The following is a 19,239-nucleotide window of genomic DNA, read 5'->3' on the forward strand; positions in this document are numbered from 1 at the left end:
TCGACCTAGCGTGGGCGTCGCCGCCCCGCTCGCGACATTGGAGCTGGTCGAAGCGGCGCGTCCGCCGGCCGCCTCGTCCCGTCCCGGCTCGTTCGCGGCCGTCGCGCAAGACGCCGCCGGCCGGGCGCCGGCCGCCCCCGCCGGTCCCAACGCTGCGACCGCGGCGCAGGCGCCTCGTGACCCCCAGGATCCCGAGAGCCCTGACCTGCCGGAGATCCCGGACATCGACGAGGCGATCGCTCCCGCCATGCGCGCGCTCGACGAGGTGCTGCCGCGGGTGCCGGTGATCGTCGCACGGGCCATGTCGGCCGCGGATTCGGACCGGATCGCCGCGGCGGTTGCTCAGGCCAACGCCCAGGGCGTCCGAATCTCCCGCGAGGAGCTCGAGGCGCGGCTCGCCGAGGCGCGTGCGCACATGCCCGACCCGGAGGTGCTGCGCCAGCGCATCGCCGCGGACATGGAGCGGCACCGCGCCGTCCGAGTCCAGGTCCGCCATGCCCTTGCCGACAGCCGCCGCCACATGGCGCGAGGCGCCGACGGCATGGAGCGCGGCGCCGCGCGGATGGAAGAGCAGGCCCGCCGCTTCCGCAGCCGCGACGAGCGCGAGCGGATCATCGCCCGCGAGCGCGAGCGTGGCCGCACCGTCACCCATGAGGAGCTGCTCGAAGCGGCCGAAGGCATGGCGGAAGGCGCGCGCGGGATGCGCGAGGCGGCGCGTGAAATGCGCCGCGGCGCCGCCGACATGGGCCGGCAAGACTAGCCCGCTGCGGGCGGGACGCCCTCGCAAGCCCCGCCCGCCACCCTTTCGGACCGGTCCGCCGTTGCGCCGCCCGCGCCAGCGGTTATGCTTGAACGATGGGGCACCGCGACGGGAAATGGGGGCGATGGGCGCTGCCGGCGGCCGGCTGTGCGGCGGTCGCTGAGGCGAATCGCCGCTCATGACGCTCGCTTTGGGGCCGGCCGAGGCCGCCCGGCATCCTTATCAATGGTGGGAGCGGCGCTGGGCGGTGGTCGCGCTGGTCTTCGCGTCGATCGTCCCGCTGCTGTGGCCCGACGTGATCCCGCTCGTCGACCTGCCCGGCCACATGGGGCGCTACCGGGTCCAGCTCGATCTCGACAGCTCGCCGGCGCTCCAGCAATTCTACACCTTCGAATGGGCGATCATCGCCAATTTGGGCGTCGACCTGATCGTCGAGCTGCTGGGGCCGCTGCTTGGCGTCGAGCTGACGGTCAAGCTGGTGGTGATGGCGATCCCGCCGCTCACCGTGGCGGGGATGCTGTGGGTCGCGCGCGAAGTGCATGGCCGGATTCCGCCGACCACCCTGTTCGCGCTGCCTTTCGCCTATAATTACCCGTTCTTCTTCGGCTTCGCCAATTTCGCGCTGGCGATGGCGCTTGCGCTGCTCGCCTTCGCCCTGTGGCTGCGGCTCGGCCGGCTCGAGCGCTACGGCCTGCGCATCGCCTTGTTCGTGCCGATCTCCTGCATTCTGTGGGTGGTGCACGCCTTCGGCTGGGGCACGCTCGGCGTGCTCGCTTTCTCCGCCGAATGGGTGCGCCAGTTCGACCGCAGCCGGCGGCTCATCCATGCCGGCTGGACCGCCGGCCTGCACTGCCTCGCGCTGGCGCCGCCGGTGCTTCTGATGCTTCTGTGGCGAAGCAATGGCGGCGGCCAGACCTTCGACTGGTTCAATTGGGTCGCCAAGTTGAACTGGCTCAAGATGACGCTTCGCGACCGCTGGGAAGCCTTCGACCAGTTGTCGCTGTTGCTCATCCTTGGCCTGCTGGTGCTGGTCGTCGCCAGCAAGCGCCTCGCTTTCTCGCGCAATCTCGGCGCCTCGGCGCTGTTCCTTCTGATCGTCTATATCCTGCTGCCGCGCGTCGTGTTCGGGTCGGCCTATGCCGACATGCGGCTCGCGCCCTACATCTTCGCGGTCGCGCTGATCGCGATCCGAGTGCGCGAGGACCATCTGCGCTTCAGCCGCATGCTCGCTCTGGCCGGCCTTGCCTTCTTCACGATTCGGCTGATCGGCACGACCTGGAGCATGGCGCTCTACGACCGCACCTACGACCGCACCCTCGCCGCGCTCGATCATGTCCCGCACGGCGCGCGCATGGTGAGCTTCGTCGGCCGCCCCTGCATCGAGCCGTGGGGGATGAGCCGGCTTCACCACCTCCCCGCAATGGCCATCGTCCGCCGCCACGCCTTCGCCAACGACCAGTGGACGATGCTCGGCGCGCAATTGCTCAACGCCAATTATCCGCCGGGGGGACGGTTCGTGCGCGACCCCACCCAGATCGTCTCGCTGCGCCGCTGCCGCGGGGAGATGTGGCTGACCATCGATCAGGCGCTCGCCTTCTTCCCGCGCGAGGCGTTCGACTACGTCTGGCTGATCGATCCGCCGCCCTACCATGCGGCCTTCGCGGCGGACCTCACTCCCATCTGGCGGGAAGGAACCAGCGTCCTCTATAGGGTGGACCGGGGGACGCAGACGCGCCCTTGATGTCGCGTGCGGCATGACGCCCACGAACCCGAGTGGAGATTCGCGTGAACCGGCCTGCCCTTTCGGTGGTCATCCCCTGCTATAACGAGGAGGCGTGCCTCGAGGAGCTGCACCGCCGGGTGAGCGCGGCCGCGCACGAGGCCGCCGGCGCGTCGCACGAGATCGTTCTGATCAACGACGGCTCGCGCGACTCCAGTTGGCGGGTGATGCAGGAGCTGAGCGCGCGCGACAGCCGAGTCGTCGCGATCAACCTGTCGCGCAACCACGGCCACCAGCTCGCGCTGACTGCCGGCCTCGACCTGTGCGCAGGCGAGCGCATCCTGATCATCGACGCCGATCTGCAGGACCCGCCGGAACTCATGTCGCAGATGATGGCGGAGATGGACCGTCAGCAGGCCGACGTGGTCTATGCCGTGCGCCGCGGCCGCAAAGGCGAGACGGCGTTCAAGAAGGCCACCGCCAAGGTCTTCTACCGGCTGCTCGACAAGCTGACCGACGTCGAGATCCCGCTCGACACCGGCGACTTCCGCCTGATGAGCCGGCGCGCGCTCGACGCCTTCCTGAGCCTGCCCGAACAGGCGCGGTTCATCCGCGGCATGGTGTCCTGGGTCGGCTTCAAGCAGATTCCCTTTCTCTACGACCGCGCCGAGCGCTTCTCCGGCACCACCAAATATCCGCTGCGCAAGATGATCGCCTTCGCGCTCGACGCAGTGACCGGCTTCTCGACCGCGCCACTGCGCATGGCCAGCCATATCGGGCTGTGGCTGGTGCTCGCGAGCGTGCTTCTGCTCATCTACATCGCCATCGGCTTCTTCACCGGCAGCGCGGTCCAGGGGTGGACCTCGACGATGCTGGTGGTCGTGCTGCTCGGCGCCGTGCAGATGTTCGTGCTCGGAATGATCGGCGAATATCTCGGCCGGCTCTACATCGAATCGAAGCGCCGCCCGCTCTACATCGTCGCCGACATCGCGGGTGAAGCCCACGGCCGCCCGCAGCTGGGCCATGTCGCGACCGAAGAGAATGTCTCCGTTCAGGCCGAGCCTGTCGAAGCGCTGCCCTTCCCGTCCCCGGCTCAGGAGCCGGAAGGCCCTTCGACCACAGAACGAGCCAAGCTGCTTTAGGCCCGAACCACCGCGGCGATCGACACGCCGGGGGTGAACGGCAGCCGTGCGATCGCGTGCCGCTCCAGCCCGAACAGCGCCTCGAACACCGCGTTGACCGGCGCCGGCGGCAGCTTGTCGTCGCTTTCTTCCTTGCCGGTGAGCCTTCCTGCAAGTCGTGCAGCGGCGGCGAGCGGGAAGAGGATCGAGTTGAAATAGCCGACGAAGTCCGCCTTCAGCCCGGCATCGGCGATGGCGGCGTTGAGGGTGCGCTTCGAATAGCGGCGCTGGTGGTGGTTGACCACGTCATGGGCGCTCCACATCCACTGGAAGGCGGGCACGGTGATCAGGATGGCGCCGCCGGGCTTCAGCCGCCGCGCAATGCTGGCGAGCGCGGCGCGGTCCTCCTCGACATGCTCCAGCACGTCGAGCAGCGCGACCATGTCGTAGCTGGCCTCGGGCACGCCTTCGAGCTCGGGCAGCCGGGCGCCGAGCACCGCTCGGCCGAGCCGCGCGCTGGCGACTTCGCGCGCCGCATCGTCCAGCTCGATCGCATCGACCTCGCCGAACTGGCCGAGCATCGCGAGATTGTGGCCGGTGCCGCAGCCGATCTCGAGGATCCGCGCGTCCTTCGGCAGCTTGATCTTGCGCGTGATCAGCGCTGCGAGCACCTCGCGCCGCGCCCGGTACCACCAGTGGCGGGTGTCGAGCTCCGCCATGCGATCATAGACGATCCGTTCCATCAGCCCCGCTCTATCACGCAAACACCCAGCGCCGGTTAAGCGTGAAAGTGACGAGTGGAGTCACGAACAGCATCGGCACCACCGGGGTCCACACCGGCCAGCCGAGCGGCTCGGTCATCGTCCACACGAATAGGCTGTTGAGGGCGAAGCTGATCAGGCTGACGGTGACGAAGCGAAGGGTGCGCTGGGCGGGATTGTCGCGGCTGCCATGGCCGCGGAAGCTCACCTTGCTGTGCAGCACATAGCCGCTCGCCATCGCCACCGCGTAAGCGAGCACGTTGGCGAGCAAAGGCGCTACGCCGGCGAGCGCAGCGACGAGATAGGCGCCCGCGCCGAGCGCGGTCACGAAGCCGCCGACCAGCCCGAAGCGGATCACTTGTCCGAACACTTCGGAGCGGCGTGCCCGCTCCACCCAGGAGATCATCAAACCCTTGACCTTGTCGTCGAGCCGCCGCGGCGGCCTTGCCGTTTGCGACGTGTCGAGTAGAGCGGGGCCACCGGCTTGAAAAGGGGCATGAATTGAACCTGGCGGACGCGTTCCAGCGCCATTGGCGGCCCGTCGTGCTGCTCTTCTGGGTCTGTACCGTCGCCTATCTCGTGTGGGAGAGGTGGGGCGGCATCCACGGTTTCGCGCTCGGCGACACCGACGACAACCTGCGCATCATGCAGGTGCGCGCCCTGCTCGACGGGCAGGGCTGGTACGACCTGCGCCAATATCGGCTGAGCCCGCCCGAAGGGCTCAACATGCACTGGTCGCGCATTCCCGACCTGCCGATTGCGGGCCTTTACCTGCTGCTCAAGCCGCTGTTCGGAGGAATGATCGCCGAGCGCTGGGCCGTCGCGATCGCGCCGACGCTGCCGCTGCTGATCGCGCTGGGCGCGATGGCGCTGGCGGCGCGGCGACTGTTGTCGCCTTACGCCTTCTGGCTGGGGCCGGCGATCCTAGTGTGCGGCGGATCGGTCCGCGCGATGTTCGCGCCGCTGCGCATCGACCACCACAATTGGCAGCTCGCGATGGTCGCGGTGGTCGTCGCCGGCCTCGCCGATCCCAACAAGAAGCGCGGCGGGATCACCGTCGGAATCGCCACCGCTTTGTCGCTGACGATCGGCCTCGAGATGCTGCTCTACCTCGCTATCGCGGGAGCGGCGATCGGTCTGCGCTGGGTGATCGACCGGGCGGAATCGCTGCGGCTCGCCGCCTACGGCATCAGCCTCGCCGGCGGCACCTCGCTCGGCTTCCTCATCTTCGCATCGGAGGCCAACCGCCTGCCGGTGTGCGACGCGCTGTCGCCGGTGTGGCTGTCGGTGATGCTGCTCGCCGGGGTCGTCGCCGTGGCGCTAGCATGGCTTCGGCTCGACTCGCCCTGGCTGCGGCTCGTCGCCGGCGCGGTCGGCGGCGCCCTGCTCGCCGGCTTCTACGCCCTGGCCTGGCCGAACTGCCTCGGCCGCCTCGAAGGCGTTCCGCCGGAGCTCGCCGAGATGTGGCTCAACAATGTTCGCGAGGCGATGCCGCTCTATCGTCACGGCACCACGACCACGATCGCCATCGCCACTTTGCCGGCGATCGGCCTCATCGGCTATCTCGTGATGCTGTGGCGCAACCGCCGCGACACCGACCTGCTGGTCCGCTGGGCCTCGATCGGCGCGATGGCCGCGCTCGCCGCCGCCCTGCTGCTGTGGCAGACCCGCGCCGCCGCCGCGTCGCAGCTGCTCGCCGTGCCGGGTGCCGCCGGCCTCGGCTGGGCGCTGATCATCTGGTTCCAGAAGCAGAGGCTCATGCTGGTGCGCGTGCTCGGCACCTTCGCCGCCTTCTTCATCGTCTCGGGCGCGCTGGCCGGCCAGGCCGCAGGCTGGTTCGACAAGAAGGAGCCGGTGAGCCCCGGCCGGCAGGCGATCAACCGCGCCAACAACACATGCCCGACGCCGGGCGCGCTTCGCCCCGTCGCCCAGCAGCCCAAGGGCTATGTGCTGACCTTCAACGACCTCGGGCCGCGCCTGGTCACGCTGACCCATCACGACGCGATTTCGGGGCCGTACCACCGCAATCACCAGGCGATCCTGGACGTGATGCGCGCCTTCCGCGGCGACGAGGCCAATGCCCGGGCGATCATCGCCCGGCGCGGCATCGACTATGTGCTGATCTGCCCGAATATGTCGGAATCGACGATCTACCGGGCCGCGGCCCCCAACGGCTTCTACGGCCAGCTCAGCCGCGGACGCGTGCCGGCCTGGCTGGAGCCGGTCTCGCTTCCGGCCAACTCGCCCTACCGAATGTGGCGCGTGCGGCGGTAAGCCTCAGGCGATCGTCGCCTCGAGGCCGTCGAGGACGAACTGGACCGCGAGAGCGGCAAGGATCACGCCGAGCAGGCGGGTGATCATGCCCTCCAGCTTCTCGCCGATCAGCCGCATCAGCGGGCCGGCGGCGAGCAAGGCCGCGAGGGTCAGAAGGAGGATGCAGCCGAGCGCGCCGAGCACGATCAGGGTGCCGGCGAGGCCCTCGCTGCGCGCGGTCAGAAGCATCACCGAGGCGATCGAGCCGGGGCCGGCGATCATCGGGATGCCCATCGGGAACACCGAGATGTCCTCGACCTCGCCGTCGCGCTTGACGTCCTCGGCGCGGCTGGAGCGGCGCTCCTGGCGCTTCTCGAACACCATCTCCAGCGCGATCAGGAACAGCATGATGCCGCCGGCGATCTTGAACGCGCTGAGCGACACGCCGAGCGCGCGCAGCAGATCCTCGCCGAGCAGGGCGAAGAAGAGGAGGATGCCGGTCGCGATCAGCACCGAGCGCACCGCCATGGCGCGGCGATGCGCCGGGGCGGCGCCCTGGGTCAGGCTGGCGAAGATCGGCGCGCAGCCCGGCGGGTCGATGATCACGAAGAAGGTGACGAGGGCGGAGACAAACAGCTCGGTCACAGGTCCTCCGGCGCCTCGAGGCCCGCGCGGCCATGCGCCGCGACCAGGGTGTTGCGCAGAAGCATGGCGATGGTCATCGGCCCGACTCCGCCCGGCACCGGCGTGATCGCGCCGGCGACCGCGGACGCCGAGGCGAAGTCGACGTCGCCGACCAGGCGGCCCTTGCCGTCGTCGGTCGGCAGCCGGTTGATGCCGACGTCGATCACCGTCGCGCCGGGCTTCAGCCAGTCGCCCTTCACCATTTCCGGTCGGCCGACCGCGGCAACGACGATGTCGGCGCGGCGCACCACCTCGGGCAGATCACGGGTGCGGCTGTGGGCGATGGTGACGGTGCAATTCTCGGCGAGCAGAAGCTGCGCCATCGGCTTGCCGACGATGTTGGAGCGGCCGATCACCACCGCTTCGAGACCGCTGAGGCTGCCGCACTGTTGCTTGAGAAGATGCAGGCAGCCGAAGGGGGTACATGGCACCAGGGCCGGCAGGCCGACCGCCAGCCGGCCCGCATTGACGACGTGGAAGCCGTCGACATCCTTGTCCGGGTCGATCGCGGCGATCACCGCCTGCTCGTCGACATGGGCCGGAAGCGGCAGCTGGACGAGGATGCCGTCGACAGCCTCGTCCGAATTGAGGCGCTCGACCAGCGCCAGCAGCTCGTCCTGCGAGACCTCCGGAGAGAGACGATGCTCGAAGCTCTCCATGCCCGCTTCGCGCGTCGCCTTGCCCTTGGAGCGGACATAGACCTGGCTGGCGGGGTCCTCGCCGACGAGCACGACGGCGAGACCGGGGCGGCGGCCGGCGGCCGCCACGAAGCCCGGCACCTGCGCCGCGACGCGCGCGCGGATCCCGGCCGCGGCCGCCTTGCCGTCGATGACGCTCGCGGCCACGCCTAGAGCGGCATGCCGGTGAGGCTGGACCGGATCACGATCTGGATCGCCTTGATCAGCAGCAGCACGACGAGCGGGGAGAAGTCGATGCCGCCGAAATCGGGCAGGATTCGGCGGATCGGCCGGTAGATCGGGTCGGTCATCCGGTCGAGCGCCATCAGGAAGCGGCGCATGCCGTCGCTGCGCGTGTTGATCACGTTGAACGCGACCAGCCAGCTCAGGATCGCCTGACCGATGATCAGGATGATGAGAACGTTGAGCAGGAAGTCGATGGCAAGGAGGAGGCCGGCGAGCATCTGGTGTCCCTGAATGATGTCGGGCGGATGTAGCGGTGGGGGTCCGCGAGGGCAATGCGCGCTGGCCGGCGCACGCGCGGATCGTTAAGCTGCCGTCATGATCCTGCTGTCCCTGCTGCTCGCCGCCGCGGCGGTCCAGGACGCGCCGACGCCGTCGGAGATTCACAATTTCCATGACTGGGTGGTGACCTGCGACAACGGCCTGCGCTGCCAGGCGGTGTCGCTGGTTCCGGAAGAAACTCGGGCTGCCGAGCCGAGCGAGGCGCAAGAAGAGGAGGATTTCCCCTGGGAGCGCTACGCCATCCTGCGCCTCGAGCGCGGCCCGGAAGCGGATGCGCCGCTCGACATCGTCATCCTCGACTTCGAAGGCACACCGGCGCGGCTCGTCCAATATGGAAGGCCATTGGAAGGGATCAGCTTCACGCCGGTCGCCGAGGGCGAATGGCGGTTGCAGGCGGCGGACCTGCCCGGGTTCATCGACAGACTCTATGTCGAGAAGATGGTCGTCCAGGACGCCGGCGGGCGGAGGCTCGGTGAGCTGGCGGTGCACGGGGCCCATGGCGCCTTGCTCTACATGGACGAGCGGCAGGGCCGACTCCACACCGCCACCTCCTATATCCGTCCCGGCAATCGGCCGGCGAGCGTCATTCCGCCCGCCCCGGCGCGTCCGGTGGTCACGGTCGCGCCGCGCACCGATGAACGCCCGCTGGCAATCCCCGCCGCGCAAATCGACGCGGTTCGGCGCTCGAACGGATGTCTCGCCAGCGAGATTGGCGGTCCCGAGGAAGCGCGCACCTTCGCGCTCGGCAACGGCAGGACCCTGATCCTGCTGTCCTGCGGGGCGGGCGCCTACAATTACAATTCGGTGCCGCTGATCGCCTGGCGTGACGGGCGCGACATCAGGATCGAAGAGGGGCGGCTCGACGTCCCACCGCAGGAAGGGGTGGACGAGACCCCACGCTACTATCTCACCAACGCCGAGTGGGACCCCGACAGGCGGATGATCCACGAATATGCCAAGGGCCGCGGCCTTGGCGATTGCGGCGTGCGCTCCTCTTATGCCTGGACCGGCGAGATCTTCAGACTCGTCGAGCAGGAAGAGATGAGCGAGTGCCGAGGCACCTTTTTCTACCTCACTACCTGGCGCGCCGAGGTCCGCTGAGCCTCACGGCGCGAAGCGCGGCGGCTCCGCCTCGGCGAGCAGGATCGCGAACTTGTCCTCGGGATCGGTCCATTCGCGAACCACGCCCCAGCCCGCGGCGAGCAGCAGCAGGCGCGCGTCGCGATGGCCGTATTTGTGGCTGTTCTCGGTGTGGATGGTCTCGCCCGCGCGCATCGCGAAAGGCTGGCCGGCGACGGTGAAGCGCGTGTCGTGCAGCGCCTCGAGGTGCATCTCGATCCGCGCGTGGGAATCGCGCCAGATCGCCCGGTGGCGGAAGGCCGATGCGTCGATCGTTCCGCCGAGCTCGCGGTTGATTCGGTGGAGCAGGTTCATGTTGAACTCGGCGGTGACGCCCTGGGCGTCGTCATAGGCCGCGAGCAGCACATCGACGTCCTTGATCCGGTCCATTCCGATCAGCAGCCACGAACCGCTGCCGAGCGTGTCCTTCATCGCGCGGAGCAGGTCGACGGCGGTTCGGGCGACGAGATTGCCGATCGTCGAACCGGGGAAGAAACCGAGCTTGGACCTGGCCCGGACCTGCTCGGGGAGCGTGATCGGGCGCATGAAATCCGCCTCGACCGGCAGGATCGGCAAGGTCGGAAATTGCCGTTTCAGCCCGGCGGCGGAGAGGCGCAGGAATTCCCCGCTGATGTCGATCGGCACATAGGCCGAAGGCTTCACCGCATCGAGCAGGATCGGCGTCTTGGCGGAGGAGCCGGAGCCGAACTCGACGACGGTGTCACCGGTGCCGGCGACCTCTGCCACCTCCCCGGCGACGGTGTTGAGCAAGGCCATCTCGGTGCGCGTCGGATAATATTCGGGAAGCTCGGTGATCCGCTCGAACAGCTCGGAGCCGCGGCGGTCGTAGAGCCAGCGCGCGGGGATCGCGCGGATCGGGGCGGACAGGCCGGCGAGGACGTCGTCGCGGAAAGCATTGTCGGCTTCGATCGGGTCCGGCCGCGCGTGCATCAGACGTCCTTCGCCAGCCTGAGCCCGGAGAACATCCAGCGCTGATGGGGATAGAAGAAGTTGCGGTAGCTGGCGCGGACATGACCGCGCGGCGTTGCGAAGCTGCCGCCGCGAAGCACCATCTGCCCGCTCATGAACTTGCCATTATATTCGCCGACCGTGCCCTCGGCGGGTCTGAAGCCAGGGTAAGGAAGGTAGGCGCTGGCGGTCCATTGCCACACGCCCCCATAGAATTTTTCGCGGTGCGGCGGATGAAGCGGCGAGCGCGGCCTGATCGCGCCGGCCGCGTCGAGCAGGTCGCCGGTCGCGGGATCGTCCATGATCGCCGCGGAATGCTCCCATTCCGCCTCGGTCGGCAGGCGGGCGCCGGCCCAGCGCGCATAGGCGTCGGCTTCGTAACAGCTGACATGGCAGACCGGCTCGTGCGGATCGACCGCGCGCAGTCCGTCGAGGCCGAAGCGGAGCCAGCCGCCGTCGCCGCGCTGCCAGTAAAGCGGCGCCTCGACCTGGTTTGCCTGGACCCAGGCCCAGCCGTCGGACAGCCACAGGCGCGGGTCGGCATAGCCGCCGTCGGCGATGAAGTCCTGCCACTCGCGGTTGACGATGACCCGGTCGGCGATCTGGTAAGGGCGAAGGAACTGCTGGTGGCGCGGCCCTTCGCAGTCGAAGGCGAAGTCGGTGCCGCCATGGCCGATGTCGACGAGCCCGCCCTCCACCATGACCATTCTGCACGCATCATAGCTCGGCGGCGAGAGGGGCGGCGCGGGATCGTAGAGTGCCGGCCTCAGTGGATTCTCGGCAAGCGCCGCGAGCATATCCATCACCTGCAACTCCTGATGCTGCTGCTCGTGCTGGAGGCCGAGCTCGACGAGGTCCGACGGCAGACCGTCCATGGCGTCGAGCATCGCTGCGTCGACCGCGTCGCGATAGGCGCGCACTTCGTCGAGCGACGGGCGGCTGAGCATGCCGCGGCGCGGCCGCGCGTGGCGGTCGCCCTCGCCCTCGTAATAGGAGTTGAACAGGAAGGGCCAGCGCTCGTCGTGGAGCCGGTAGCCGGGGACGTGGTCGCGAAGCAGGAAGGTCTCGAAGAACCAGGTGGTATGGGCGAGGTGCCACTTGGCGGGCGAGGCGTCGTCGTGCGGCTGGATCGTCGCGTCGGCGTCGGACAGGGGCGCGGCGATGGCGCGGCTGAGGCTGCGCACCCCGGCATAAAGTTCGGCGAGCCCCGCCTGGTCCTGCGCTGGCGCCGCTGCGGCCACGTCGCTCCTCCCGTGCGGAATCCTGACAGCGGCGGAACGCAAGGTCAACGCGGCGTCGCCCGCCTCAGCGGGTCGCGCCCGGCTTCCACAGGATGTCGCCCTCCGCACGTGCCGCATAACGCGCCGCGACGAAAAGATGATCCGAAAGGCGATTGAGATAGGTGAGCGCCAGCGGGTTGAGCGAGACGCTCGCCGCGGCGGCCACGGCGGTGCGCTCGGCGCGGCGGGCGACGGCGCGGGCGAGGTGAAGATGAGCGGACCCTGCTCCGCCGCCCGGAAGGATGAAGCTCCGAAGGGGCGACAGCGCCTCGTTCATCGCGTCGATCTCGCGCTCGAGCCGGTCGATCTGCCCCGGGACGATGCGCAGCGTCATCTCGGTCGGCGCGAAGTCGTCGCCGGGGGTGGCGAGATCGGCGCCGAGGTCGAACAGCTCGTTCTGGATTCGGGCGAGCATCGCCTTCAGCCCGTCATCCTGGACATGGAGCAGAGCGATGCCGATCGCGCTGTTCGCCTCGTCGACATCGCCGATCGCCGCCATGCGCGAGTCCGACTTGGCGACTCGAGAGCCGTCGACGAGGCCGGTGGTGCCGGAGTCGCCGGTTCGCGTGTAGATATTGTTGAGCTTTACCAAGGCCGCGCGCTCAGCGGCTGCCGAACGTCAGGAGCAGAAGAACGGCGAGCAGGATCGCGATCGCCTGGTAGAGAATGCGCTTGCGCATCAGTTCCTGGCTGCGCTCGGGCGTCTGGTTGTTGGCGAGGCCGACGACGCCGCGGATCAGCACGAACAGGGTCGCCAGCGCGGCGATGACGAGCAGGATGATGAGGATGGGCTGCATCGTCCCTCTCTAGTCCGCGGCGACCGAATATCCAGCCGGAAGCGCGCCCTTGCGGAGGCTTTCGGCGAGGTCGCGCGGATCGGCGCCGGCGGCGCGCAGCGAGGCGATGGTCGGAGCGCGGTTGCGCTTGGCGAGGCGCTGTCCGTCATTGCCGCGGATCAGGTCGTGGTGATGATAGTGCGGCACCGGCAGGCCGAGCAGCGCCTGGAGCAGGCGGTGGACATGGGTCGCTGCGAACAGGTCCTGGCCGCGCACGATGTCGGTGATTCCCTGGGCCGAGTCGTCGATGGTGACGGCGAGATGGTAGCTGGCCGGCGCATCCTTGCGCGCGAGCACGACGTCGCCGAACCGCTCGGGCTCGGCGGCGACTGCCCTGCCATGATCGCACCAGCTCAGAGACTCATTCACCCGTTCGAGCGCCGCCGTCATGTCGAGGCGCCAGGCATGCGGCTTCTCCTCGATCAGCCGGTAGCGCTCGGAATGGGAAAGCGCGCGGCAGGTGCCGGGATAGACCGGGCCGTCCGGGTCGCCTGTCCCGGACCCCGATCCGGGATGCGGCGCCGAGGCGCTCGCCGCGATCTCGGCAGCGATCTCCGAGCGCGTGCAGAAGCAGGGATAGACGAGGCCCTGTCCGCGCAAGCGGTCGAGCGCGACCTGGTAAAGCGCCAGCCGCTCCGACTGGAACAAGAGCTCGCCGTCCCAGTCGAGGCCGAGCCAGGCCAGGTCCTCGAGGATCGCGTCGACATGCTCGGGCCGCGAGCGGCCGGGATCGATGTCCTCGATGCGCAGCATGAAGATGCCGCCGCGCGCCCGCGCGAAATCGTGCGCCAGAATCGCCGAATAAGCATGGCCGAGATGGAGCGGGCCCGTCGGGCTGGGCGCGAAGCGGGTCGCGGTCTCATGAGCTGTGGATGACGCGGAAATCGGCTCTTGACCGCGAGTCGCGCCCTGTGGTGTCATCATGGCGTCACCTTAGACGGCCATGAGGTGGCGCGACAGGAGGAGAGGCTCGCCGGAGCGCCTGTTCTCCCTCGTTTCTGGGTGCGACAGGTCCGGGGGCGGCGTTTCGGGGAAGACTCTTCCCAGAGACGGAGCTCGTGAGTGTACCACCCCGACCTTATTCGGCATCCGGACAGTTGCCCGGCCCTGGTGCTGAACGCGGACTATACCCCGCTCAGTTACTACCCGCTCTCGCTCTGGCCCTGGCAAACCGCCGTAAAGGCGGTTTTTTTGGAGCGTGTCGACATCGTCGCCAGCTACGAGCGCGAGGTCCACAGCCCGACGACGGCGTTCAAATTGCCCTCGGTGATCGCGCTCAGGCAGTTCGTGCGGCCCAACGAATATCCGGCCTTCACCCGATTCAACCTGTTCCTGCGCGACCGCTTCTCCTGCCAATATTGCGGCGACCCCCGCGAGTTGACCTTCGATCACGTCATCCCGCGCGCCCAGGGCGGGCGGACGACCTGGGAGAATGTCACCACGGCCTGCGCGCCGTGCAATCTGCGCAAGGGCGGGCGCACGCCCAAGCAGGCGCATATGGCGCTCGACCGCTGGCCGTTCCGCCCGACCAGCTGGCAGCTTCAGGAGCATGGCCGGGCCTTCCCGCCCAACTACCTCCACGACAGCTGGGTCGACTATCTCTACTGGGACATCGACCTGGAGGCCTGAGCGGGCACGTCCTCCCCGCGTTTTCGCGGGGAGGTGGCACGCCGCAGGCGTGACGGAGGGGGTTCTTCGTGGGACCAGTTGAGAAGGCTCGGAAACTGCGCCGCGCCATGTCTCCGCCGGAGGTTCGGCTATGGCAGGTCCTCCGCACCCGTCCAGAAGGTTTCCAATTTCGCCGTCAACGGCCCACGAACTCATATACGATCGACTTCCTCTGCCGCGCCGCGGCGCTGGCGATCGAGGTTGATGGCAACGCGCACGACCTGGGCGACAATCCGCAGCGCGACCTGCGCCGCGACTCCGATCTGGCGAACAAGGGCGTCAAGACGCTTCGTGTTCCGGCTGCGGAAGTCTATCGCAATCTCGAAGGCGTTGTTCGCGGCATTGTCGAAGAGTGCGCTGCGCGCACCCCCCCTCCACCGGCATTCGCCGGTCCCCCTCCCCGCGAAATCGCGGGGAGGACAGTTAGTCCTTCCGCCTTTTCGTCGGCACGTGGAAATCGGGATCCTTGTCCTCGATCCAGCGCAGGAAGGTCCGCATCTCGGGGTGGCCGCGCAAGGCGTCGGCGCTGGCGAAGCTCTTCTCGAGCTCCTTGTTGGTGAAGGTCGCGTGGATGGTGCCGTGGCAGATCGGGTGGACCGGCTCGGTATGGCGGCCGCCGCGGCTGCGCGGCACCGGGTGATGCCATTCCACGCGGCTGCCCAGCGGCCGGCCGCAGAGGAAACAGCTCAGCCCCTCTCGCGTAGCCAATAGCGCCACATGAAATAGGCCGAGACCGCCGCCCCGACGCCGAGGCAGAACAGCACGACGCCCCAGAACGCCCAGGCCTCGCCGGCGAAGGGTATGCCCTCGACGTTCATGCCGAGCAGGCCGGTGATGAAGGTCAGCGGCAGGAAGATGAAGGCGACCACCGCGATCTGCAGACCGCGTTGGTCGAGCTGCTCGGCGCGCAGGTCGGTGATCTGTTCGTGGAGCAGGGCGGCGCGCTCCCGAACCGCTTCCAGCTCCTCGGTCATGCGCGCGAAGCGATCGGCCGCCTCGCGGATGTGGAGCCGGTCGTCGTCCCCGAGCCAGGTGACGTCGAGCGCGGCGAGCGTCATCAGCGCGTCGCGGTCGGGCGCGACGAAGCGGCGGAACGCGATCGCCTCGCTGCGGATACGGGTGATCTGGGTGCGGTGGCGATAGAGGCTCTTCGGCGTCTCGAGATCGCTCTCGACATCGTCGAGGCGGTCACCAAGGCCGGCGACCTGGGGATCGAGCTCGGCGCTGATGGTGCGGGCATAAGCGGCGACGAGATCGCCCGGATCGCGCAGCTTCTCGTCCTCGAACATCTGCATGACCGCTGCTGTCGCGTTCATGCGGCGGCGGCTCAATGAGGTGACTCGGTTGTCGTGGATCCACAGGCGGATCGAGACGAGGCGATCGGAATCGGCGGGATCGTTGTCGCCCGGCCCGCGCAGGTTGACGATGGCGCCGTTGTCGATGCGGTCGCAGCGGGGCCGCGTCTCCGTCGCGACGAGAGCGCTGGCGGCGACGCCGGGGATTCCCGGTTGCCGCTTCAGGAAGGCGAGGTCGGCCTCGTCGCGTCCCTGCAGGTGCAGCCACAGGAAGCCGCGGCCGTCATAGGCCTCCGCCTCCTCGATGGTGAGCCGCCGAAACGGTCCGTCACCGATGAGGAGCCCGCATTCCACGTCCTCAGAGATCCGCGATATAGGCGCGCACCTGCGGGCCGATGTCCTCGCGGCGCAGCGCCAGCGCGAGGTTGGCGATGACGAAGCCGACCTTCTCGCCGCAATCGTGGCGCTCGCCGTCGAAGCGATAGCCATGGAAGGGCTGGGTGCCGATCAGCTTGGCCATGGCGTCGGTGAGCTGGATCTCGCCGCCGGCGCCTTTCTCATGCGCGTCGAGCGCCCGCATCACCTCGGGCTGGAGGATGTAGCGGCCGGGAAGCATGAGGTTGGACGGCGCGGTGCCCTGCGGCGGCTTCTCGACGAGGCCCTTGATCTCGACCAGCTTGCCGTCGTCGGCGCCGGGAACGACGACTCCGTAGCGGTGGGTCTCGGACGGCGGCACTTCGAGCACGGCGACGACGTTGCCGCCGACCTTCTCGTAAGCCTGGACCATCTGCGCCATGCAATTGGGCTGGCCGACCATGACCTCGTCGGGGAGGAACACCGCGAACGGCTCGTCGCCGACGATGTTGCGGGCGCACCAGACGGCGTGGCCGAGGCCCAGCGGCTCCTGCTGGCGAACCGAGATGACCGAGCCCGGCTCGGTGCGGGTGCTTTCGAGCACGTCCAGCGACTTGCCGCGCGCAGCCATCGTCGTCTCGAGCTCGAAGGAGATGTCGAAATGGTCCTCCAGCGCGCCCTTGCCGCGGCCGGTAACGAAGATCATCTGCTCGATCCCCGCCTCGCGCGCTTCCTCGATCGCATATTGGATGAGGGGGCGATCGACGAGGGTGATCATTTCCTTGGGGATCGCCTTGGTCGCCGGCAGGAAGCGGGTGCCGAGACCGGCGACCGGGAAGACGGCCTTGCGGACGGGTTTCATCATTGCTCCTGGCTTATTCGGGCTGGTCGGCCTCGCCCGGCTCTTCCTCGAGCTCGGACGTGTTCGATTCGACCAGGCCGCCGACGTCGGGCGGCGGCAGGTCGAAGCGGTCGGCCGGGCGCTCCTCGGACCGGGTCAGCGGCTCGTCGACACGAAGCGGCCGCATTTCCGACGAGACGGCGAGCATTTCGTCCGAGGTTAGCGCGCGCGGCGCCAGCGCGGGAGCGACCGGCATCGACTGTCCCTCGGCCGGGCGAAGCGGCTCGCGCAGGCCGCAGCCGGCGAGCATGAGTGCGGCGCCGAGGATGGCAATGACAGGCTTCGGACTCATGCCTTGATTCCCAGCGCGGCCTTCGCGGCCGCCACCTGCGCGCGTACCTGATCCGGCGCGGTGCCGCCATAGCTGGTGCGGCTGCGCGCCGAGGCTTCGGGCGAGAGGACGTCATAGACCGAGGCGTCGATGCGCGCGTCGACCGTGCGCAGGTCCTCGACCGAAAGCTCCCACAAGGCGGTGCCGCGATCGTCGGCCAGCTTTACCGCCCGGCCGGTGATGTGGTGCGCCTCGCGGAACGGCACGCCGGCGACGCGGACCAGCCAGTCGGCGAGGTCGGTCGCGGTCGAATGGCCCGAAGCGGCGGCCGCGCGCATCCGATCCCTGTCGAAGGTCACGGTGCGGACCATCCCCGTCATTGCCGCGATCGAGATCTCGATCAGGTCCTGGACGGCGAAGACCGGTTCCTTGTCGTCCTGCATGTCCTTGGAATAGGCCAGCGGCAGGCCCTTCATCGTCGTGCACAAAGCGACGAGCTCGCCGAGGATCCGGCCGGAATGGCCGCGGACCAGCTCGGCGGCGTCGGGATTGCGCTTCTGCGGCATGATCGACGAGCCGGTCGAGAAATCGTCGCCCAATCTCACGAAGCCGAACGGCTGGCTCGCCCAGATGATCAGCTCCTCGGCGAGGCGTGACAGGTGGAGCGCGCACTGGGCGGCGGCCATGAGGTGGTCGAGCGCGAAGTCGCGGTCGGACACGCTGTCGAGGCTGTTGGCGGTGGGACGGGCGAAACCGAGCGCCCTGGCGGTCGCCTCGCGGTCGAGCGGATAGGAGGTGCCGGCGAGCGCGGCGGCGCCGAGCGGGCATTCGTCGGCGCGGGCGCGGGCGTCGGCGAAGCGCGAGCGGTCGCGCCGGAACATCTCGTAATAGGCCATGAGATGGTGACCGAGAGTCACCGGCTGCGCGACCTGGAGGTGGGTGAAACCCGGCATGATCGTCTCGGCATGCTCTTCGGCGCGAGCGACCAGGGCCTTCAGCAGGAACTCCAGGCCGACGTCGATCTTGTCGTTGGCGCGGCGCACCCACAGGCGGAAGTCGGTGGCGACCTGGTCGTTGCGCGAGCGGGCGGTGTGAAGGCGGCCGGCGGCGGGGCCGATCAGCTGGGTGAGGCGATGCTCCACATGCATGTGGATGTCCTCGAGCGCCTTGTCCTCGGGGACGCCCTCCGCCTCATATTCGCCGGCGATGGTGTCGAGGCCCTGCGCGATCGCGGCGGCATCCTCGGCCGGCACGATCCCTTGAGCGCCGAGCATCGCGACATGGGCCTTGGACGCCTCGATGTCCTGGCGCCACATCCGCTTGTCGAAGGCGATCGAGGCATTTATCTCGCGCATCAGAGCGGAAGGCCCTTCCGCGAACCGTCCGCCCCACATCGCATTGGAGTCTGAATTGAGGCTGGTGATCGCCCTTCTCCTTGGCCTTGCAGGCTCTCTGCCCGCGGGCTGCGCTAGGGATAATGAGGCAGCGCCACAAGGCAATGAGGTTGCGGCGGCAGCGCCGGGAAACGCGGTCGTCCCCGTGACCGGCCGCCTCGACCGCTCGCACGCCGGAACGCCGGCGCCGACCTTCACCTTCCAGGACGAGAGCGGCCAGCCGACCAGCATGGCGGCGTTCCGCGGCAAGCCGACTTTGGTCAATCTGTGGGCGACCTGGTGCGCGCCGTGCATCGTCGAGATGCCGTCATTGGACGCGCTCGCGGCGCGCGAAGGCGACGCGCTCAACGTCGTCGCGCTGAGCCAGGACCTGGACGGCCGCGAGCGGGTCACGCGCTTCTTCGGCGAGCGCGACTTTCGTCATCTCGAGGCCAATCTGGACCCCGAGATGCGGTTCATGACCGACATGCGCCTCGACACACTGCCGACGACGATCCTCTACGACGCCGAGGGCCGCGAGGTGTGGCGCATGGTCGGAATGGCCGAGTGGGAGAGCGAGCGAGTCGCCCGCCTCCTCGACGAGGCGGAGGTTCCGGCTCGCCGCAAGTTCCTGCGCTCGCCCCGCGCCGAATATGGCGCCTGCGTCGACGT

At 68.7% G+C, this 19,239-nt stretch carries 21 protein-coding genes and 2 pseudogenes; 8 read left to right on the forward strand and 15 right to left on the reverse strand.

Annotation, left to right across the window (positions count from 1 at the left end):
• The 3 genes and pseudogenes from G7B71_RS13940 to G7B71_RS13950 all read left to right on the forward strand — a co-directional run.
• A pseudogene (locus G7B71_RS13940) lies at positions 1-760 on the forward strand (hypothetical protein); the annotation flags it as partial.
• A 178-nt stretch (positions 761-938) separates the two neighbouring features.
• Complete coding sequence (locus G7B71_RS13945; RefSeq protein WP_166041938.1) at positions 939-2,501, forward strand: hypothetical protein; 1,563 nt, start codon at positions 939-941, stop codon at positions 2,499-2,501.
• Between the two features lie 44 nt (positions 2,502-2,545).
• The gene (locus G7B71_RS13950) at positions 2,546-3,622 is read left to right on the forward strand and encodes a glycosyltransferase family 2 protein (RefSeq protein WP_166041941.1); all 1,077 of its coding nucleotides are present in this window, start codon (positions 2,546-2,548) and stop codon (positions 3,620-3,622) included.
• Here G7B71_RS13950 and G7B71_RS13955 read toward each other — a convergent pair.
• Together G7B71_RS13955 and G7B71_RS13960 are read right to left on the reverse strand one after the other, a co-directional pair.
• Positions 3,619-4,344, reverse strand: coding sequence for a class I SAM-dependent methyltransferase (locus G7B71_RS13955; protein ID WP_166041944.1), 726 nt, complete (start codon positions 4,342-4,344; stop codon positions 3,619-3,621). The genes G7B71_RS13950 and G7B71_RS13955 overlap by 4 nt on opposite strands.
• A gap of 13 nt (positions 4,345-4,357) precedes the next feature.
• Positions 4,358-4,768, reverse strand: a complete 411-nt coding sequence (locus tag G7B71_RS13960) for a GtrA family protein (RefSeq protein WP_166041947.1) — start codon at positions 4,766-4,768, stop codon at positions 4,358-4,360.
• 95 nt (positions 4,769-4,863) lie between these two features.
• Between G7B71_RS13960 and G7B71_RS13965 the strand changes: the two genes are divergently transcribed.
• Positions 4,864-6,636, forward strand: coding sequence for an AcrB/AcrD/AcrF family protein (locus G7B71_RS13965; RefSeq protein ID WP_166041950.1), 1,773 nt, complete (start codon positions 4,864-4,866; stop codon positions 6,634-6,636).
• Between the two features lie 3 nt (positions 6,637-6,639).
• Here G7B71_RS13965 and G7B71_RS13970 read toward each other — a convergent pair whose 3' ends face one another.
• From G7B71_RS13970 to G7B71_RS13980, 3 genes are read right to left on the reverse strand one after another with little or no spacing between them, the layout of a single operon-like run.
• Positions 6,640-7,260 carry a MarC family protein gene (locus G7B71_RS13970; protein ID WP_166041953.1) on the reverse strand — a complete coding sequence of 207 codons (621 nt, stop codon included), beginning with the start codon at positions 7,258-7,260 and terminating at the stop codon, positions 6,640-6,642.
• The gene (gene folD, locus G7B71_RS13975; protein ID WP_166041955.1) at positions 7,257-8,144 is read right to left on the reverse strand and encodes a bifunctional methylenetetrahydrofolate dehydrogenase/methenyltetrahydrofolate cyclohydrolase FolD; all 888 of its coding nucleotides are present in this window, start codon (positions 8,142-8,144) and stop codon (positions 7,257-7,259) included. Before folD ends, G7B71_RS13970 begins: the two co-directional genes overlap by 4 nt.
• A gap of 2 nt (positions 8,145-8,146) precedes the next feature.
• A complete protein-coding gene (locus tag G7B71_RS13980) occupies positions 8,147-8,440 on the reverse strand; it encodes a YggT family protein (protein WP_166041957.1) in 294 nt (97 codons plus the stop codon).
• 97 nt (positions 8,441-8,537) lie between these two features.
• Between G7B71_RS13980 and G7B71_RS13985 the strand changes: the two genes are divergently transcribed.
• Positions 8,538-9,602 (forward strand): DUF1176 domain-containing protein, encoded by a 1,065-nt coding sequence (locus tag G7B71_RS13985; RefSeq protein WP_166041959.1) that lies wholly within the window; start codon positions 8,538-8,540, stop codon positions 9,600-9,602.
• Positions 9,603-9,605: 3 nt separating this feature from the next.
• On the opposite strand, the gene egtD is transcribed toward G7B71_RS13985, so the two are convergent.
• The 5 genes from egtD to gluQRS form a co-directional block, all read right to left on the reverse strand.
• Positions 9,606-10,571 carry an L-histidine N(alpha)-methyltransferase gene (egtD, locus tag G7B71_RS13990; RefSeq protein WP_166041961.1) on the reverse strand — a complete coding sequence of 322 codons (966 nt, stop codon included), beginning with the start codon at positions 10,569-10,571 and terminating at the stop codon, positions 9,606-9,608.
• The gene (egtB, locus tag G7B71_RS13995) at positions 10,571-11,830 is read right to left on the reverse strand and encodes an ergothioneine biosynthesis protein EgtB (RefSeq protein ID WP_243406251.1); all 1,260 of its coding nucleotides are present in this window, start codon (positions 11,828-11,830) and stop codon (positions 10,571-10,573) included. The genes egtD and egtB overlap by 1 nt, the downstream gene beginning before the upstream one ends.
• A gap of 64 nt (positions 11,831-11,894) precedes the next feature.
• The gene (locus tag G7B71_RS14000; RefSeq protein ID WP_166041965.1) at positions 11,895-12,461 is read right to left on the reverse strand and encodes a cob(I)yrinic acid a,c-diamide adenosyltransferase; all 567 of its coding nucleotides are present in this window, start codon (positions 12,459-12,461) and stop codon (positions 11,895-11,897) included.
• Positions 12,462-12,471: 10 nt separating this feature from the next.
• Positions 12,472-12,666: a twin transmembrane helix small protein gene (locus tag G7B71_RS14005; protein ID WP_166041967.1), complete on the reverse strand. Its 195-nt coding sequence runs from the start codon at positions 12,664-12,666 to the stop codon at positions 12,472-12,474.
• Positions 12,667-12,675: 9 nt separating this feature from the next.
• Positions 12,676-13,629, reverse strand: coding sequence for a tRNA glutamyl-Q(34) synthetase GluQRS (gluQRS, locus tag G7B71_RS14010; RefSeq protein ID WP_243406252.1), 954 nt, complete (start codon positions 13,627-13,629; stop codon positions 12,676-12,678).
• Between the two features lie 138 nt (positions 13,630-13,767).
• Between gluQRS and G7B71_RS14015 the strand changes: the two genes are divergently transcribed.
• Together G7B71_RS14015 and G7B71_RS14020 are read left to right on the forward strand one after the other, a co-directional pair.
• Positions 13,768-14,334, forward strand: coding sequence for an HNH endonuclease (locus tag G7B71_RS14015; RefSeq protein ID WP_166041969.1), 567 nt, complete (start codon positions 13,768-13,770; stop codon positions 14,332-14,334).
• Positions 14,335-14,402: 68 nt separating this feature from the next.
• Positions 14,403-14,717, forward strand: a pseudogene (locus tag G7B71_RS14020) (endonuclease domain-containing protein); the annotation flags it as partial.
• Positions 14,718-14,796: 79 nt separating this feature from the next.
• Here the strand turns inward: G7B71_RS14020 and G7B71_RS14025 are convergent.
• From G7B71_RS14025 to argH, 5 genes are read right to left on the reverse strand one after another with little or no spacing between them, the layout of a single operon-like run.
• Positions 14,797-15,024 carry an HNH endonuclease gene (locus G7B71_RS14025; RefSeq protein ID WP_347708454.1) on the reverse strand — a complete coding sequence of 76 codons (228 nt, stop codon included), beginning with the start codon at positions 15,022-15,024 and terminating at the stop codon, positions 14,797-14,799.
• A 35-nt stretch (positions 15,025-15,059) separates the two neighbouring features.
• A complete protein-coding gene (locus G7B71_RS14030; protein ID WP_243406253.1) occupies positions 15,060-16,022 on the reverse strand; it encodes a zinc transporter ZntB in 963 nt (320 codons plus the stop codon).
• A 4-nt stretch (positions 16,023-16,026) separates the two neighbouring features.
• Entirely contained in the window at positions 16,027-16,884 is an 858-nt protein-coding gene (gene galU, locus G7B71_RS14035) for a UTP--glucose-1-phosphate uridylyltransferase GalU (RefSeq protein WP_166041981.1), read from the reverse strand.
• Positions 16,885-16,897: 13 nt separating this feature from the next.
• On the reverse strand, positions 16,898-17,215 hold the full coding sequence (locus G7B71_RS14040; protein WP_207774807.1) for a hypothetical protein: 318 nt from the start codon (positions 17,213-17,215) through the stop codon (positions 16,898-16,900).
• The gene (gene argH / locus G7B71_RS14045; protein WP_166041973.1) at positions 17,212-18,588 is read right to left on the reverse strand and encodes an argininosuccinate lyase; all 1,377 of its coding nucleotides are present in this window, start codon (positions 18,586-18,588) and stop codon (positions 17,212-17,214) included. Before argH ends, G7B71_RS14040 begins: the two co-directional genes overlap by 4 nt.
• Positions 18,589-18,733: 145 nt before the next feature.
• Here argH and G7B71_RS14050 point away from each other — a divergent pair.
• Positions 18,734-19,239: TlpA disulfide reductase family protein (locus G7B71_RS14050; RefSeq protein ID WP_243406254.1), on the forward strand; the 506-nt coding region annotated here is incomplete at its 3' end.

The organism is Sphingosinicella sp. YJ22, from assembly GCF_011320075.1.
GTDB lineage: Bacteria > Pseudomonadota > Alphaproteobacteria > Sphingomonadales > Sphingomonadaceae > Allosphingosinicella.

Coding starts and splice junctions, on each gene's coding strand:
- G7B71_RS13945 (WP_166041938.1), top strand. CDS start 939: ATGACGCTCGCTTTGGGGCCGGCCGAGGCCGCCCGGCATCCTTATCAA.
- G7B71_RS13955 (WP_166041944.1), bottom strand. CDS start 4,344: ATGGAACGGATCGTCTATGATCGCATGGCGGAGCTCGACACCCGCCAC.
- G7B71_RS13960 (WP_166041947.1), bottom strand. CDS start 4,768: ATGATCTCCTGGGTGGAGCGGGCACGCCGCTCCGAAGTGTTCGGACAA.
- G7B71_RS13980 (WP_166041957.1), bottom strand. CDS start 8,440: ATGCTCGCCGGCCTCCTCCTTGCCATCGACTTCCTGCTCAACGTTCTC.
- G7B71_RS13985 (WP_166041959.1), top strand. CDS start 8,538: ATGATCCTGCTGTCCCTGCTGCTCGCCGCCGCGGCGGTCCAGGACGCG.
- egtD (WP_166041961.1), bottom strand. CDS start 10,571: ATGCACGCGCGGCCGGACCCGATCGAAGCCGACAATGCTTTCCGCGAC.
- G7B71_RS14005 (WP_166041967.1), bottom strand. CDS start 12,666: ATGCAGCCCATCCTCATCATCCTGCTCGTCATCGCCGCGCTGGCGACC.
- gluQRS (WP_243406252.1), bottom strand. CDS start 13,629: ATGATGACACCACAGGGCGCGACTCGCGGTCAAGAGCCGATTTCCGCG.
- galU (WP_166041981.1), bottom strand. CDS start 16,884: ATGAAACCCGTCCGCAAGGCCGTCTTCCCGGTCGCCGGTCTCGGCACC.
- G7B71_RS14040 (WP_207774807.1), bottom strand. CDS start 17,215: ATGAGTCCGAAGCCTGTCATTGCCATCCTCGGCGCCGCACTCATGCTC.
- argH (WP_166041973.1), bottom strand. CDS start 18,588: ATGTGGGGCGGACGGTTCGCGGAAGGGCCTTCCGCTCTGATGCGCGAG.